We start from the raw sequence: 15,419 nt of genomic DNA, 5'->3' as shown, positions 1-15,419 counted from the left end.
ACATCGTAAAGATCAAATAGAGCCGAATACCGTCCAGGTCAAGCGAAATCTTTACACTGTCAATATTGCGTCATATAGCTTGTCCCATGGGCAAGAGCGAAACCAGGACCGCGCACGGCGTGCGCCCCCCGAAGAAGACATCGAGCGCATCGCCGCGTCGGGCACGACGCCCGGCGCCTGCGAAACCCGAGACACCCTATCATCACGGCGCTCTGCGCGAGGCGCTGCTGCAGGCCGCCGAACGGGTGCTGGAGCGCGACGGGCTTGCCGGCCTGACGTTGCGCGCGGTGGCGCGCGAGGCAGGCGTCTCGCATGCCGCGCCCACCCATCATTTCGGCGACCTCACCGGGCTCCTCAGCGAGCTCGCTGCCGTCGGCTTCCGCCAGTTCAACGCCGCGATGGCCTCGTCCTCCGACGCGGCCACCACGCCGCTCGAACGCGCGCTGGCGCGGCCGAAGGCCTATGTCGCCTACGCGCAGGCGCATCCCGGCATGTACGGCATCATGTTCCGCACCGAGCGGCTCGATTATTCCAGGCCCTCGCTGCACGAGGCCGCCGAAGCCTCCTTCGCCGGACTTGCGAACGCCATCGGCGCGATGCGTCAGGAGCAGATCAGCGAGGATGCGCTGACGCTGAACCAGGGTGCAGCGATCGCTCGCGCCTGGTCGATGGTGCACGGCTTCACCATGCTGCTGCTCGACGGCCGGCTGAAGGATATTCTGGAGCGGCTGCCCGAAGGGACCACCGCCGAACGGCTGTTCGAGGCGATGCTGACGGCACCGGTGACGGGCAAGCTGCCGGATTGTCCCTGATCCGGTGAACGCAACTCTTGCCATGGCGGGGCGTTGACGCTGCATGGCAAAGGCATCCCGCTCTCCCTGGAAGCGCCAGAACCCGCGCAAGCGCGCGGGCAAGGCGTCCAAGCATCTCAGTCCCGCGCAGAAGTCGGCCGCGAAGGCACGCGCCCGCCGCGCCGGTCGCCGCTATCCCAACCTCGCGGACAACATGCGCATGGCAGCGAAAAAGACATCGAAGTCCAAATCGTCGAAGGCCAAAGCCTCGAAGACGAAGAAATCGGCGAAGAAGAAATCAGCGAAAAAGGCCCGGAAGCGTACTGCGAAGAAAGCGGCAAAGGCCTCGCGCAAACGCCGCGCAACGGCCCAGGAAAAGGATCCGCGCGGTGGCCTGACCGCCGCGGGCCGCAAGGCCTTTGCGCGCAAGCAGGGCGCTCGCCTGCGGCCCGGCGTCACCAAGAAAGAGTCCGACATGACGCTGCAGGAGATGCGGCGGAAGGGAAGCTGGGCCGTGCGCTTCTATGGCCGCGCAAAGCTGCCGCCGCTGGTCGATGCCAAGGGGCAGCCGACCCGGCACGCGCTGTCGGCCCATGCCTGGGGCGAGCCGGTCCCGAAGACGGTGGCCGCGGCACGGCGTATTGCCGCGAAGGGCGAGCGGCTGCTGGCGCGTTACCGCCGTGCCAAGGCGAAATAGCGCGGCGGCTCACCGCATCGTCGCAAGCTCGACGGCGCGGCCGCGCGTGCCGATGATCTTCACCTGGTCCTTGCCGCAGGTGAAACCGCGGGCGAAATCGTCGGCGGCCTTGCGGGCGAGCTCGTTGGCTGTGGGGTTGGCGATCGCATCGACATAGGCGACGTGGCAGACCGGGCCCGGCGGAAGCCGGGTCACGACCAGCATGCCCTTGGTGTTCGGCCGTCCCTGCCTGTCAAGATCGCCGCCGTCGGCGATGTGCCAGCGCTGGATGATCGCAAACGGCTTGGTGCCCGAGCTGCGCCATTCCACGATGGTCTCCGACGAGTTGAACGGTGCGAACCAGACATTGGCCGCCGGTTCCTCGGCCGCCTGCTTGCGACTGCGGCCGACCGAGACGATTTCGCGAAGATCGTCCTCCGCGATCAGCACCACGAGCCCATCCTTGCCCTGACACACCCGCGTGGTGCCCCCGTCGAGGTCGCTGGGCTTGCCGATCTGGCGGCAATCCTTCGGCGCCGTCGAGGTGTAGATGCTGCCCAGGGATTGGGCGCGGGCGCCGTCGAAGCCGGCGCAAACCAGCAACACGGACAGGCATGTGGTGACGATGCGGATCATGATGGCGGCTCGATGCGGAACTCCGTACCATCAGACGTCTTGATTGTGGGCAAGGTTCAAACAAGGCCGCCAAACACCTGACAGCGGCGCGGAATCGTTCTAGAAGGGCCGCTTCCGCCCGCGCTCACCGCGCTTCGCTCGCGACCATCTCATTCGATCATGCCAGTCATCGCTTCCAGCAAATCTTATCGCGTCGGCCGTTCCAAGACCGGACTTGGCCTCTTCGCCACCATGCCGATCAAGAAGGGGACGAGGATCATCCGCTATTTCGGGCCGATCCTGGACTCGCGCATTCCCGCGCATGACGAGATCGAGAACAAATATCTGTTCGAGCTCAACAACCGCTGGACAATCGACGGTTCGGTGCGCAAGAACCTCGCCCGCTACATCAACCATTCCTGCCGGCCCAACGCGGAATCCGACGTCCGTCCGCGCGAGCGCAAGGTCTTCATTCGCGCCATCAGGAACATCGAGCCGGGCGACGAGATCAACTACGACTACGGCACCGACTATTTCAAAGCCTATCTGAAGCCGATCGGCTGCAAATGCGCCTCCTGCGAGAAGAAGCGCAAGAAGCTGCGCGCCGAGGCGCGGGCCGAACGTGCCAAGGTGAAGGCGCGCGACGAGCGCAAGGCGAAGAAGGCCGGCGCCAAGGATATCAAGAAGACCGCCAAGAAGAAACTGAACGGTCACGCCGTCGCCAAGGCGAACGGCCGCGCGCGGGCGTAATACCGGGCCGCCCGGTCCAGTGCGCTATTGCGCACAAGGCCGGGCGACGATAGGACGTATGTGGCCTCACGCCGCCACCACACTCCCGCTCTTGCGCAATCCCACATATTGCAGCTCGGCGAACACGCCGGTCGCGATGGCCTGCGCCACGACCATCAATTCGCCTGCGAGGTTCGGTGACACGGAACCTGAGAGCAGCAGTGCGATACTGCCGACCGTCCAGGCCGCGTTGCCGATCACGACCAGCAGCACGAGCGCCCTGGAAACCGCTGGACGTGCGGCGAGCCAGCCCACGAGTGCGGTATAGGCGATCAGGAACAGGCCGGTCTCGCGCAACAACGCCTCGGGCAGGTTGAACAGTGTCGCGAACGCGCCAGCGCCGAAGGTGAAGCCGAGGGCGGCGACGCCGCTGAAGACGGCGTCGGCGAGCAGGGCACGGCGCAGGAAGGTGGATGCTTCGATCATCGTGGTTCTCCTTGGTTGAGGTCGGGGGAAATCACCGCACGCCGCGCCACCAGGCGCGCAGCAGGCGGGCGAGGCGGAATGGGCAGAGGCTCCTGCCCACGCCGTGCTCGAAGGCAACGACCTGCGCGACGACATAGTCGCCGGTCGAATGCACGAGCGGTTCCGGCATGTTGAGGCTGCGCGCCAGCATCCGGGTTGCGAATGCCATCGCCCAGGGCAAGACGTGGTCTGCGATGGTCCGGTAGAGCAGCAGCGCGATCATGGTCATCTCCTGTTGAGACCAAGATGCGCGCGTTCGCGCCTCGTTTCGATTACCTCGCGGGTAAAAGGGGCGGCTATGTTTGCGGCGGAGGCCGAGTGCGGGAGATCAGAAGATTGGATCTACCCGATGGCGCGCGGCAGCATGCCCTTTGCGGTGATTTCCGCTGAAAGTTCTTCGATGGACTTGCGTTGTTCCATGGCGGTTCGGCGGATCAACGCGAAGGCGGCCGGCTCGGCCAGCGCGCGCGAATGCATGACCTGCAGGACGGCGGCCAGCACGATACGACGCGACCGAAGGCGCTGCTCCAGCTTGACGATCTGCTGCTTGAACTCGTTGGTGCGCTCGTTTCGTTCGAACGCCATGACGAGGGCCGCGTAAATGCCGGCCGAACGCAGCGGCTTGACCAGGAACGAGGCCGGATCGAGCTCGAACACCAGCTTGAGCCGGCTCGGCGTCTCGGTGCCGAGCAGGGCGATGACCGGACAGTGTCCCAGCAGCGCGCGCAGCGCCGGGTGTACCACTGGCAGGAAATCATCGTCGATCAGCATCAGATCCGGAGCGAAATTGATCGCTGCCCCGGGCTCCCATGCGACGCCCTCTATCCCCAGACGCTCGAACTGGCGTCGCACGATCGAGGCATCGCGGTCGTCCTTGATGGCGACGAGGGCCTTGCGTCCGCGTAGCGAGAATGATGACGGCTTGCTCATTTTACAACCCGCAGGTGGGGCGCGTTCGGCGATGCACCGCCCTTCGAGGTGTCCCTCGCGGGGCTGACGGCAACGTCGAGCTGCGTCAGGTAAGGATCCGGTTTAACGGGCGCATCAGCTTCCCAGAAAATGTCGAACTGTCCCGCCGTATTGGAGACCGCGAGCCGCGGCGTAAGGACGCAATGATTGTTGCTGCCGTCGATCCACACCGGTCCCTGCGGTGAATTGTAGCGATAACCGGCCGCGGCGCGCCTGACCTCGCCGATATCGGACGTCCCGGCCCGTTGCAGCGCGCGTGCCAGCAGATGGACGGCGACATAGGCGGATTGCCCGTCGACGGAGGGGCTACTGTCGTTGCCATGGCGCGCCTTCCAGCGGGCGACGAAGGCGCGGTTCTCGGGCAGGCGAATGCTCTCGAAATAAGCCGACGACGTGATGCAGCCGGCCGATGCCGGTCCGACGATCGCGAGTTCCGGCTCGCACAGGCTGCAGCTCAACATGGGAATATCGAGCCCGGCCGCCTTGGTGCCGGCGTCGAAGGCGCGGATGAAGTCGTAGCTGGAGCTTCCGACCAGTGTGTTGAACACGATCGGCGGCTTGCGACGAACGATCTCGTCGACGATGTGCTGGACCGCGCTTTCGCCGAGTTCGAGCAGTCGTTCGGCCAGGATGTGGCCGTTCGCCGCGCTGACCAATTCCCGCGTGACGCGATTGGTCTCCCATGTCCACACATAGTTGGAGCCGACGCAGAAGATCTCGCGCGATAGATTGTCGAGCACGTAACGAACGAGCGGCAGGACGTTGTGATTGGGCGAGGCGCCGACATAGATCACGTTGTCGGAGCATTCGAAGCCTTCGTAGCGCGCGGGATACCAGAGCAGGCGATCGGTACGCTCGACGATCGGCAGGACCTGCTTGCGCGATGCCGAGGTGTAGCAGCCGATGATATGCTTGACCCCGACGTTGCGGATGAGATCGTCGCAAGCCGTATGGTACTCGGAGATGATGCCGCGGGGATCGCGGATGTGGGCGGCGATCGAGAAATCGAACTCGGACTGCTCGTTGATTTCGTCGACCGCCATGATGGCGCTCTTGAGGATCTCGCGACCCATGGCCTGATAGGGCCCGGACTGCGAACAGATGATGCCAACGGGAATGGACGGCTTTGTCATTGACGGCTTTCGGCGGCGCAACGCGAAGATGAAATCATCATCGGCGATGACAGCGCAAGTGGCTTGCCGATTTGCTGCGCAGCAGGCTCGCGAAATTTAGGCAGACAGCCTCGTTGACAATGCGATAGGCAGTTACATAGAATTTTCGACTACAGGGCTACCTGTCGAACCTCGCGTGCGGTGATCTGGCCGATGACGTCCAGCTCTCCACATCAAATGCTTCGTTCGATTTCGGACCCTAAGTGATAGATCATAGCCGCGGCATCTGAGCCATTCGTCGCCTCATTCGGGAGGGACGGGTGGCTTTTTTCGTTTGCCGCCAGGGAAGCTGGCGATGCGCCCGTGTCGCCTGAACGGTGACGCATGCGCGAAGACGGCGGTGCGTCACGTCGAGCGTGAGGATGACCAACGATGGCCGCAACAGATCTCCATTATCTCGGACTGGCCGAAGTCGGACGGAAGATCCAAGCGAAGGAGCTGTCGCCGGTCGAAGTCACCAAGGCGATGCTCGGGCGGATCGAGCAGCTCGACGGCAAGCTCAAGAGCTATGCGCATGTGATGGCGGAGTCCGCGCTCGCAGATGCCGCCGCGGCCGAGAAGGAGATCGCATCCGGTCAGATCAGAGGACCGCTGCACGGCGTGCCGGTGGCGGTCAAGGATCTCTGCTGGGCCAAGGGCGCGCCGGCAGCGCATGGCATGACGATCCATCGCGATTTCCGTCCGACGGAGGATGCAACGGTGGTCGCGCGGCTCAAGGATGCCGGCGCAGTCATTCTCGGCAAACTGCAGCAGACCGAGGGCGCCTACGCCGATCATCATCCGAAGATCGACCCGCCGAAGAACCCGTGGAATACGGATCTCTGGCCCGGCGCATCCTCGAGCGGCTCCGGTGTCGCGACGGCGGCCGGTCTCTGCTTCGGGTCGCTCGGCACCGACACCGGCGGATCGATCCGCTTTCCTTCGGCGGCCAACGGCGTCACGGGGCTCAAGCCGACCTGGGGACGCGTCAGCCGCTACGGCGCGTTCGAGCTTGCAGCCACGCTGGATCACATCGGCCCGATGGCCCGGAGCGCGCGCGATTGCGGCGCCATCCTCGGCGTGATCGCAGGACAGGATCCCAAGGACACGACATCCGTACCGCTGACGGTGCCCGACTATCTTGCCGGCCTTTCTGGTAATCTCAATGGCGTGACGATCGGCATCGACCGGCGCTGGACCAGCGAAGGCACCGACAGCGATGCGACCAAGGTGCTCGCCGAAGGTCTGCGTGTGGCGGCCGACCTCGGCGCGCAGGTCAAGGAGATCAACTTCCCTGATCCCAAGGCCGTCATCGAGGATTGGTTTCCGCTGTGCGGCGTCGAGGTTGCCGTCGCGCACGAGGAGACCTATCCCGTGCGCAAGGAGGAGTACGGCCCGGCGCTCGCAGGTCTGCTCGACCTTGGCCGGCAGCAGTCCGGCATGGACTACCAGAAGATCGTGCTCCGCCGCGAAGCGTTTCGCGGCGCGGTCCGCCTGCTGTTCGAGACGGTCGATCTCATTGCGGTGCCGGCGCAGGCCTTCGCCGCGCCAACCCTCGCCAAGATGGCGGCCCTCGGCGAGGACGCGTCCCTCATCGCCGGGTTGCTCCGCTTCACGTGTCCCTTCGACATGACGGGAAGCCCGACCGTGACCTTGCCCGGTGGCTTCACCGCGAATGGCGCTCCGGTCGGCTTCCAGTTCGTCGGCCGTCATTTCGACGAAGCCGGCCTCGTTCGCGCCGGCGACGCATTCCAGCGCGTCACCGATTGGCACAAGCGTCATCCCGGGATCTGAGTCGAGGAGCCGATCACATGTCCGCAGAAGACTGGTTGAAGACATCCATCATGGCCAAGCGCGCGGTTGCCAAGGGCGCAACCGGCACAACGCATAGTCTGACGATCGAGCAGCAGGGCGGCTTCCATTACGTCTACGGTCCCTATGCCAAGCCGACGCTGTCGATCGACCCGGGCGGGGTGGTCGTCGTCGAGACCGAAGACGCCTTCGGCGGCGTGCTCACCAAGGAGACCGACAGCCCGACCGCCAAACTGAACTTTCCCTACCTCAATCCGCAATGCGGACCGATCGCGGTCAAGGGCGCCAAGAAGGGCGATTGCCTCGCGATCTACATCCGCGACGTCGAGACGCGGGGCGAACAGCCGGCCGGCACGACCTGCATCATTCCCGAGTTCGGTGGACTCGTCGGTACCGGTTCGACGGCACTGCTCAATCCGCCGCTGCCGGAGCGCGTGAAGAAGCTGCATGTCGACAGGAACGGCGTGCGCTGGAACGACAAGATCACGTTGCCCTACGAGCCGTTCATCGGCACCATCGGCGTCTCGCCGGAGATCGAGGCGATCTCGTCGCTGCAGCCGGACTATCACGGCGGCAACATGGACCTGCCCGATGTCGCGCCCGGCGCGATCATCTATTTCCCGGTGCATACCGACGGCGGCATGCTCTACGTCGGCGACTGCCACGCGACGCAGGGCGACGGCGAGCTGTCCGGCGTTGCGCTCGAGCAGCGCGCGACCGTCACGCTCCAGGTCGACCTGATCAAGAACTGGAGCTTCGCCTGGCCGCGGCTCGAGACCAGGGACTTCATCATGACGATCGGCAGCGCGCGCCCGCTCGAGGATGCGGCACGCATCGCCTATCGCGAGCTCGTGCGCTGGATGGCGGCTGATTACGGCTTCGACGAGATCGACGCCTACATGCTGCTCAGCCAGGCCGGCCGCATGCGCCTCGGCAACATGGTCGACCCCAAATACACGATGGGGGCATCGATCCTGAAGAATTACCTCAAGCCATGACAACTAGCCGCTTTCAAGAACAGGGGATATCACGATGAACTCGCGACGCAAGCTTGGAATGGTCCTGCTCGGCGCCATGCTCGGATCAGCGGCGGCAATGAGCGCTGCCCAGGCGGCCGAACCGCCGTTGAAAGTAGGACTGCTCGAGGACGTGTCCGGCGACCTCGCCTTCATGGGCATGCCGAAGCTGCACGGCTCTCAGCTGGCCGTCGAGGAGATCAACAAGAGCGGCGGCATTCTGGGGCGGCAGATCGAGCTGATCCACCTCGATCCGCAAGGCGACAACGCGCGCTATCAGGAGTTCGGCCGGCGCCTGCTCAATCGCGACAAGGTCGACGTGCTGATCGGCGGCATCACCTCGGCCTCGCGCGAGGCGCTGCGTCCGATCGTCGATCGCACCACGACGCCGTACTTCTACACCAACCAATACGAAGGCGGCGTCTGCGACGCCAGCATGGTCAGCATGGGCGCGGTGCCCGAGCAGCAGTTCTCGACGCTGATCCCCTGGATGGTCGAGAAATTCGGCAAGAAGGTCTATGTCATCGCTGCCGACTACAATTTCGGTCAGATCTCGGCGGAGTGGAACCGCAAGATCATGAAGGATCTCGGCGGCGAGGTCGTGGGCGAGGAGTTCATTCCGCTCGGCGTGTCCCAGTTCGCGCAGACCATCCAGAACATCCAGAAGGCCAAGCCGGACTGGCTGCTGACGATCAATGTCGGTGCGGCCCAGGATTCCTTCTTCGAGCAGGCGGCCGCCGCCAACCTCAACCTGCCGATGGGTTCGTCGATCAAGGTCATGCTCGGCTTCGAGCACAAGCGGTTCAAGCCGCCGGCGCTCAACAACATGCACGCGACCGCGAACTGGTTCGAGGAGATCGATACGCCCGAGGCCAACGAGTTCAAGAAGCGCTGGCGCGCGAAATTCCCCGACGAGCTCTACATCAACGACATGGGCTACAACGCCTATAACGCGCTCTACATGTACAAGACGCTGGTCGAGAAGGCCAAGTCGACCAAGCTCGAGGACATGCGCAAGGTGATCGCGACCGGCGATGCCTGCATCGACGCGCCCGAAGGCAAGGTCTGCATCGATCCGAAGAGCCAGCACACCTCTCACCGCATGCGCCTGATCTCGGTCGGGCCGAAGCATGAGGTGAAGGTCGAGAAGGACTATGGTACGATCCAGCCTTACTGGCTTGGCGAGATCGGTTGCGACCTCACCAAGAAGAACGACAAGGATCAGTACACACCAAGCCATCTCCCCAAGAAGTCCTGACGCGGGCACGGATCTTGCTCGTGTCGAGCACGACGATTTCAAAACACGCCGGCGCCGCGACGATGCGGCGCCGCCATCGAGGGGATCGAGATGTCGGCTGAATTGTTCTCGCTGTTCTATCAGTTCGCCGACGTCTTCGCGTTCCTCATTCTCTCGGCCGCAGGCCTCGCCATCGTGTTCGGCATGATGGGCGTCATCAACATGGCGCATGGCGAGTTCATCATGTGCGGCGCCTATGTCACGGTTGGCCTCGTCAATCTGGGCGTGCCGCTCGCGATCGCCCAGATCCTGGCGGCGCTGACCGCAGGGCTCATCGGTGTCCTGGTCGAGTTCCTGGTGGTGCGGCGCTTCTACAAGCGCCCGCTGGATTCCCTGCTCGCGACCTGGGGGCTCAGCCTGATCGTGACGCAATCGATGCTCTTGATCGTCGGCTCTGCCGTGCGCGGCATCGGCACGCCCGAGGGAAGTTTTGCAATCGGCGGCTATACGTTCTCGAGCTACCGCCTCGTGCTGTTCGGCTGCGCCGTGGCGGTGCTGGCCGGCCTCTACATCATTTTCATGAAGACGCGCTTCGGCGTGATCGCGCGCGCGACGATGCAGAATGCGGCGATGGCCAAGGCATTGGGCGCGCGCACCGGCCGCATCTATGCGATCAGCTTCGGGATCGGCACCGGCCTTGCAGGTCTCTGCGGGGCGCTCTACGCGCCGACCATGACGCTGATCCCGACCATGGGCGCGACCTTCGTGGTCGAGAGCTTCGTGACGGTGGTGATCGGCGGAGCGAACGTGCTGCTCGGGACGGCGCCGGCGGCCGTGTTGCTGGCGATGATCCGGATGGCATTGAACGCAAGCTACGGCCAGATCATCGGACAGATCGGCATGTTGGTGGCCGTCATCCTGATTATCCGGGTGCTACCCGAGGGGCTCTCCAGCGTGCTGGTTCGTCGTGGCCGCTAAAGGGAGAAGCGTGATGTTCAAGCTGCTGGAAGGGCCGCAGACGCTCGGACGCGGCAAGGTCTTCTGGTCCTGCTTCCTGGCGGTGCTGGCGGGTGCGCTGGCCTATCCGCTGTTCGCCGATTCCTACGATGTCGGCAATTTCGCCTACTTCCTGATCTGGATCTTCATGGCGCTCGGCCTTTGCCTGATGTGGGGCTATGGCGGCATGCTGTCCTTCGGCCAGACGCTGTTCTTCGGCATCGCCGGCTACGGCTACGGCGTGCTCGCGATCAACATGGGCGGCGGCACCGCGACGATCGCTGCGCTCGCGCTCTCCGTCGTCCTCGCGATGATCGCGGCCGGCATCCTCGGCTACTTCATGATCTGGGGCGGGATCAACGGCATCTTTTTCGGCATCGTGACGCTGTCCGCGACGCTGGTGCTCGCGTTTTTTCTCGGGCAGACCGCGGGGCCGGAATGGCACATCGGCCCGGCGCGGCTGAACGGTTTCAACGGCATGAAGGGCATGGACCCTCTGACCGTGGGCGACTTCTATATCGAGGGCTCGGCGCTTTATTACGTCATGGTCGCGCTGATCGTGATCGTCTATCTCGCGCTGCGCATGCTGGTGAATTCGGGCATCGGCAACGTCATCGTGGCGACGCGGGAAAACCCGCAGCGCGCCGAGATGCTGGGATACGACGTCAGGAAGTATCAGCTGCTGACCTTCGTGATCGGCAGCGGTCTCGCAGGCCTCAGCGGCGCTCTCTACACATCGTGGGGGCAGTTCATCACGCCGTCCAGCATCGGCTTGCCGGCCGCCGCGATGCCCATCGTGTGGGTGGCCTTCTCCGGGCGCAGCGATTTGACTGCGACCCTGGTCGGGTCGTTCCTGCTGCTGTTCGGCTTTCAGACCATCACGGTCTACAGCCAGCAGGCGGCGCTGGTGCTGATGGGCGCGCTGCTTCTCGCCACGGTGATGCTGGCGCCGCAGGGGTTCGTGCTCGGCATCGGCAAACTCGCAGCCGACTGGTGGAACGGACGCCGGCGGCGTCATGACGGCTCCGTCATGGCGGAGGCCGCTCGCTTGCAACCGGAAGAATCCTGATCATGGCGCTGGTCGAAGTCAAAGGCGTCTCGAAGCGCTTCGGCGGACTGACGGCCGTCTCCGGCGTCGACCTCACGGTCGATGCCGGGGAGATCCACTGCCTGATCGGACCCAACGGCGCCGGCAAGAGCACGCTGTTCAAGCTCATCGTCGGTCTCTATCCGCCGACCGAGGGCAGCATCCTGTTCGATACCGTCGACATCACGGCCGAGCGTCCCTACGCGCGGGTGCAGCGGGGCATGAGCATCAAGATGCAGGCTCCGAGCGTGTTCAAGGAGCTGCCGGTGCGGCAGAACATCCAGACCGCGCTGCAGGAGCGATTGTCCGGCGCGGAACGGATCGCCGAGGAGGATCGCCTGCTGACGCTGCTCAACCTCGGACCGGACAGCGACAAGCTCGCCGGTGCGCTGTCGCATGGGCAGCAGCAATGGCTCGAGATCGGGATGGCGCTGGCGCTGAAGCCGCAACTCCTGCTGCTGGACGAGCCGACGGCGGGCATGTCGCCGGAAGAAACCTTCAAGACCGGCGAGCTGATCAAGTCGTTCAATGTCGAGGGAATGACGGTGCTCGTGGTCGAGCATGACATGGCCTTCGTACGCCAGGTTGCCCAGCGCGTCACGGTGCTGCATCTCGGCCGGATTTTTGCGCGCGGCACGCTCGAAGGCATTTTGCAGGACGAGAAGGTCGCGGAAATCTATCTCGGTAAGACCCATGCTCACTAAAACTTCGCCCTCTGACCGGATTTTGGACGTCGCCGAATTATGGGCCGGATACGGCGCGACGCCGATCCTGCAGGGTGTCACCATGTCGGTCTCGCGCGGCGAGATCGTCGGTGTGATCGGCCGCAACGGGGTCGGCAAGTCGACCCTGATGCGGTGCCTGATCGGCCTGCTGCAAACCTGGCGCGGGACGATCAGCTTCATGGGGCAGGACGTCACGGCGCTCGAAGCCGACGCGAGGGCGAGGGCGGGGTTCGGCTACATCCCGCAGGGGCGGGATGTGTTTCCGCAGATGACCGTCGAGGAAAACCTTGAGGTTGGCGAGCTGATCGGCGGCCCCGGCGGCAAGAAGCTGCCGGAGCTCGTCTATGAGTATTTTCCGCGGCTGAAGGAGCGCCGGCGGCAGGCCGCGGGCACCATGTCCGGCGGCGAGCAACAGCAGCTCGCCATTGGCCGCGCGCTGATCGGCAATCCTTCCCTGATGATCCTGGACGAGCCGTCCGAGGGCATCCAGCCCTCAATCGTGCAGCACATCTGCGAGTCGCTGAAATCGTTCCGGGACGAGCTCGGGACCACGATCATCTTCGTCGAGCAGAATCTCGACACGATCCTGGCGATCGCCGAGCGCTGCTACATCATGGAGAAGGGCAAGGTCACGCGGTCGCTGGCGGGGCACGAGGTCAACGAGGACAATGTCCGCGAGCAGCTCCTGCTCTGATGGGGGGGCGCGTGACCTGATTGATCATCGGCAACAACGGAGGGAATGGACATGGATCTGGGACTCAAGGGAGCAAAGGTTCTCGTCACCGGCAGCACCAAGGGCATTGGCAGGGCGATCGCCGACACCTTTGCGGCTGAAGGCGCCAATGTCGGTATCTGCGCGCGCAACCAGGCCGACGTCGACAGCGCGGTCGCCGCAATCAAGGCGAAGGGCGTTGCCGCCTTTGGCAGCTCGGTCGACGTTTCCAACGGCCCGGCGCTCAAGACCTGGGTCGAGGACATGGCCTCCAAGCTCGGCGGCATCGACGTCGTCGTCGCCAATGTCAGCGCGCTGTCGATCGGGCAGGATGAGGAAAGCTGGGAGAAGGAATTCTCCACCGACATGATGGGCACGGTTCGGCTGGTCAATGCGGCGATGCCGTATCTGGAGAAAAGCAAGGCTGCCGCGATCGTCACCATCTCCAGCGTGTCGGGACGCGAGGTGGATTTCGCCAGCGGTCCCTATGGCACGTTCAAGGCCGCGATCATTCACTACACGCAGGGGCTCGCCTTCCAGCTTGCCGGCAAGGGCATCCGCGCCAACTCGGTGTCGCCGGGCAATACCTATTTCGAGGGCGGCGTCTGGAACATGATCAAGGATGGCAATCCCGAGCTGTACAAGACTGCGCTGGCGCTCAACCCGACCGGCCGCATGGGCACGCCGCAGGAAATGGCGAATGGCGCCGTGTTCCTTGCCAGCAGGGCGGCGAGCTTCATCACGGGGACCAACCTCGTGATCGATGGCGCCCTCACGCGCGGGGTGCAGTTCTAGGCGCGTCCTGAGCGCAACGTCATCACGAGACCGCGCCGTGTCTGCGGCGCCGGTGGGCGAAGCCGTCTTTCGACAACAGCAGGGCTGTCAGATGTCAGCAGATCCAATTCACTACAAGTCGATCCTCGAACTCTCCGAACTGTTCCGCCGCGGCGAGCTGCTGCCCTCGAAGGTGACCGAGGCGATGCTGGACCGGATCGCGAAGCTCGACGGCAAGTTTCACGGCTATGCGCTCGTGCTGGCCGAACGCGCCATGGCGCAGGCAAAGCGCTGTGATGCCGAGCTTGCCAGAGGCATCTGGCGCGGGCCGTTGCACGGCGTGCCGATCGGGCTGAAGGATCTCTGCTACACCAGCTTCGCGCCGACCGCGGGCGGCACCACGATCCACGCCAGGTTCGTCCCGTCCTTCAATGCGACGATCGTGGACCGGCTCGAGCTCGCCGGCGCCGTCACGCTCGGCAAGCTGAAGATGACCGAGGGCGCCTATACCAGCCACCATCCCGACGACCAGGCGCCGCTCAATCCCTGGGGCGTCGACTATTGGGTCGGCTCGTCGTCGAGCGGATCGGGCGTTGCGACCTCGGCCGGGCTCTGCTTCGGCTCGATCGGCAGCGACACGGGCGGTTCGATCCGGTTTCCCTCCGCGACGTGCGGGCTGACCGGGATCAAGCCGACCTGGGGACGCGTCAGCCGTCACGGCATCTTTCCGCTGGCGGACTCGCTCGATCACGTCGGGCCGATGTGCCGGAGTGCGGCCGATGCGGCCGCGATGCTCGGTGTCATCGCAGGCGCTGATGTCAACGATCCGACCGCCTTGCAGGCGCCGGTGCCGGACTATCTGGCCGGGATCGACAAGGGCATTCGTGGGCTCAGGATCGGCGTGGATCGCAGCTATACCCAGGACGGCATCGATCCTCAGGTGGTCGCGGCCTTGCTGGAGGCCGAGCGGACGCTTGCGGCGCTCGGTGCCGACATCCGCGAGGTCAAGTTTCCGGCCTTCGAAAAACTGGTCAGCATGTGGATTCCGATGTGCTCGGTCGAGACCGCCGAGGCGCATCTCGAAACCTATCCGTCGCGCAAATCGGAATACGGTCCCGATCTGGCGCAACTGATCGAGCAGGGCAGGTCGATGAGCGGCGTCGACATCGCGGCGATCCATCATGAGCGGCTGAAGTTCTGCGGCAACCTTGCCGCGCTGTTCGACGATATCGATCTGCTGCTGATTCCGACCATGCCGGTGCCGATCCCGACGCTGACCAAAATGGGAGAGTACGGCGCCGATCCAAATGTGCTGCTCAGCATCCTGCGCTTCACGGCGGTGTTCGATTTCTCGGGCAGTCCGACCATCACGCTGCCCAATGGCATGGCGTCGGACCGGTTGCCGCTCAGCATGCAGCTCGTCGGCCCGCATCTGTCCGAAGGCCTGCTCGCGCGCGCCGGACATGCCTTTCAATCCGCGACGGATTGGCATACGCGGCGTGCCCCTGTCGATTGAAGGCCGCGCGATAGCCCAGGGACTTTCAGCCGCTTGAGTGCCGACATCCATTACCTCGCGGGTAATGGAACGGCCGAGATCCGCGTGC

At 64.3% G+C, this 15,419-nt stretch carries 17 protein-coding genes; 12 read left to right on the top strand and 5 right to left on the bottom strand.

Annotated elements, in window-relative coordinates; translation table 11 throughout:
- The first annotated feature begins 86 nt into the window (after window positions 1–86).
- Together HAP40_RS25685 and HAP40_RS25680 are read left to right on the top strand one after the other, a co-directional pair.
- Window positions 87–812 carry a TetR/AcrR family transcriptional regulator gene (locus HAP40_RS25685; protein WP_166815121.1) on the top strand — a complete coding sequence of 242 codons (726 nt, stop codon included), beginning with the start codon at window positions 87–89 and terminating at the stop codon, window positions 810–812.
- 43 nt (window positions 813–855) lie between these two features.
- Entirely contained in the window at window positions 856–1,488 is a 633-nt protein-coding gene (locus HAP40_RS25680; RefSeq protein WP_166815122.1) for a DUF6321 domain-containing protein, read from the top strand.
- Between the two features lie 9 nt (window positions 1,489–1,497).
- On the opposite strand, the gene HAP40_RS25675 is transcribed toward HAP40_RS25680, so the two are convergent.
- Window positions 1,498–2,103 (bottom strand): hypothetical protein, encoded by a 606-nt coding sequence (locus HAP40_RS25675; protein WP_166815123.1) that lies wholly within the window; start codon window positions 2,101–2,103, stop codon window positions 1,498–1,500.
- 159 nt (window positions 2,104–2,262) lie between these two features.
- Between HAP40_RS25675 and HAP40_RS25670 the strand changes: the two genes are divergently transcribed.
- Window positions 2,263–2,832, top strand: a complete 570-nt coding sequence (locus tag HAP40_RS25670) for an SET domain-containing protein (protein WP_166815124.1) — start codon at window positions 2,263–2,265, stop codon at window positions 2,830–2,832.
- A 66-nt stretch (window positions 2,833–2,898) separates the two neighbouring features.
- On the opposite strand, the gene HAP40_RS25665 is transcribed toward HAP40_RS25670, so the two are convergent.
- From HAP40_RS25665 to HAP40_RS25650, 4 genes are all read right to left on the bottom strand, one after another.
- On the bottom strand, window positions 2,899–3,297 hold the full coding sequence (locus HAP40_RS25665; protein ID WP_166815125.1) for a hypothetical protein: 399 nt from the start codon (window positions 3,295–3,297) through the stop codon (window positions 2,899–2,901).
- Between the two features lie 31 nt (window positions 3,298–3,328).
- Window positions 3,329–3,559 (bottom strand): hypothetical protein, encoded by a 231-nt coding sequence (locus HAP40_RS25660; RefSeq protein WP_208024892.1) that lies wholly within the window; start codon window positions 3,557–3,559, stop codon window positions 3,329–3,331.
- Between the two features lie 119 nt (window positions 3,560–3,678).
- Complete coding sequence (locus tag HAP40_RS25655) at window positions 3,679–4,188, bottom strand: ANTAR domain-containing response regulator (RefSeq protein WP_246741318.1); 510 nt, start codon at window positions 4,186–4,188, stop codon at window positions 3,679–3,681.
- Between the two features lie 74 nt (window positions 4,189–4,262).
- Complete coding sequence (locus HAP40_RS25650) at window positions 4,263–5,438, bottom strand: transporter substrate-binding domain-containing protein (RefSeq protein ID WP_166815128.1); 1,176 nt, start codon at window positions 5,436–5,438, stop codon at window positions 4,263–4,265.
- 411 nt (window positions 5,439–5,849) lie between these two features.
- Between HAP40_RS25650 and HAP40_RS25645 the strand changes: the two genes are divergently transcribed.
- From HAP40_RS25645 to HAP40_RS25605, 9 genes are all read left to right on the top strand, one after another.
- On the top strand, window positions 5,850–7,250 hold the full coding sequence (locus HAP40_RS25645; protein WP_166815129.1) for an amidase: 1,401 nt from the start codon (window positions 5,850–5,852) through the stop codon (window positions 7,248–7,250).
- A 17-nt stretch (window positions 7,251–7,267) separates the two neighbouring features.
- Entirely contained in the window at window positions 7,268–8,266 is a 999-nt protein-coding gene (locus tag HAP40_RS25640; RefSeq protein ID WP_166815130.1) for an acetamidase/formamidase family protein, read from the top strand.
- 34 nt (window positions 8,267–8,300) lie between these two features.
- Window positions 8,301–9,542: an urea ABC transporter substrate-binding protein gene (locus HAP40_RS25635; RefSeq protein ID WP_414645342.1), complete on the top strand. Its 1,242-nt coding sequence runs from the start codon at window positions 8,301–8,303 to the stop codon at window positions 9,540–9,542.
- Between the two features lie 90 nt (window positions 9,543–9,632).
- Window positions 9,633–10,499: an ABC transporter permease subunit gene (locus HAP40_RS25630; protein WP_166815131.1), complete on the top strand. Its 867-nt coding sequence runs from the start codon at window positions 9,633–9,635 to the stop codon at window positions 10,497–10,499.
- 13 nt (window positions 10,500–10,512) lie between these two features.
- Entirely contained in the window at window positions 10,513–11,586 is a 1,074-nt protein-coding gene (locus tag HAP40_RS25625; protein ID WP_166815132.1) for a branched-chain amino acid ABC transporter permease, read from the top strand.
- A 2-nt stretch (window positions 11,587–11,588) separates the two neighbouring features.
- Window positions 11,589–12,308 carry an ABC transporter ATP-binding protein gene (locus HAP40_RS25620; RefSeq protein ID WP_166815133.1) on the top strand — a complete coding sequence of 240 codons (720 nt, stop codon included), beginning with the start codon at window positions 11,589–11,591 and terminating at the stop codon, window positions 12,306–12,308.
- Window positions 12,298–13,023, top strand: coding sequence for an ABC transporter ATP-binding protein (locus tag HAP40_RS25615; protein ID WP_166815134.1), 726 nt, complete (start codon window positions 12,298–12,300; stop codon window positions 13,021–13,023). Before HAP40_RS25620 ends, HAP40_RS25615 begins: the two co-directional genes overlap by 11 nt.
- 51 nt (window positions 13,024–13,074) lie before the next feature.
- Window positions 13,075–13,836: an SDR family NAD(P)-dependent oxidoreductase gene (locus HAP40_RS25610; protein ID WP_166815135.1), complete on the top strand. Its 762-nt coding sequence runs from the start codon at window positions 13,075–13,077 to the stop codon at window positions 13,834–13,836.
- Window positions 13,837–13,927: 91 nt separating this feature from the next.
- Window positions 13,928–15,331: an amidase gene (locus HAP40_RS25605; protein ID WP_166815136.1), complete on the top strand. Its 1,404-nt coding sequence runs from the start codon at window positions 13,928–13,930 to the stop codon at window positions 15,329–15,331.
- Window positions 15,332–15,419 lie beyond the last annotated feature (88 nt).

Source organism: Bradyrhizobium sp. 1(2017), from assembly GCF_011602485.2.
Classification (GTDB): domain Bacteria; phylum Pseudomonadota; class Alphaproteobacteria; order Rhizobiales; family Xanthobacteraceae; genus Bradyrhizobium.
This window is presented reverse-complemented; position numbering and strand designations above follow the sequence as displayed.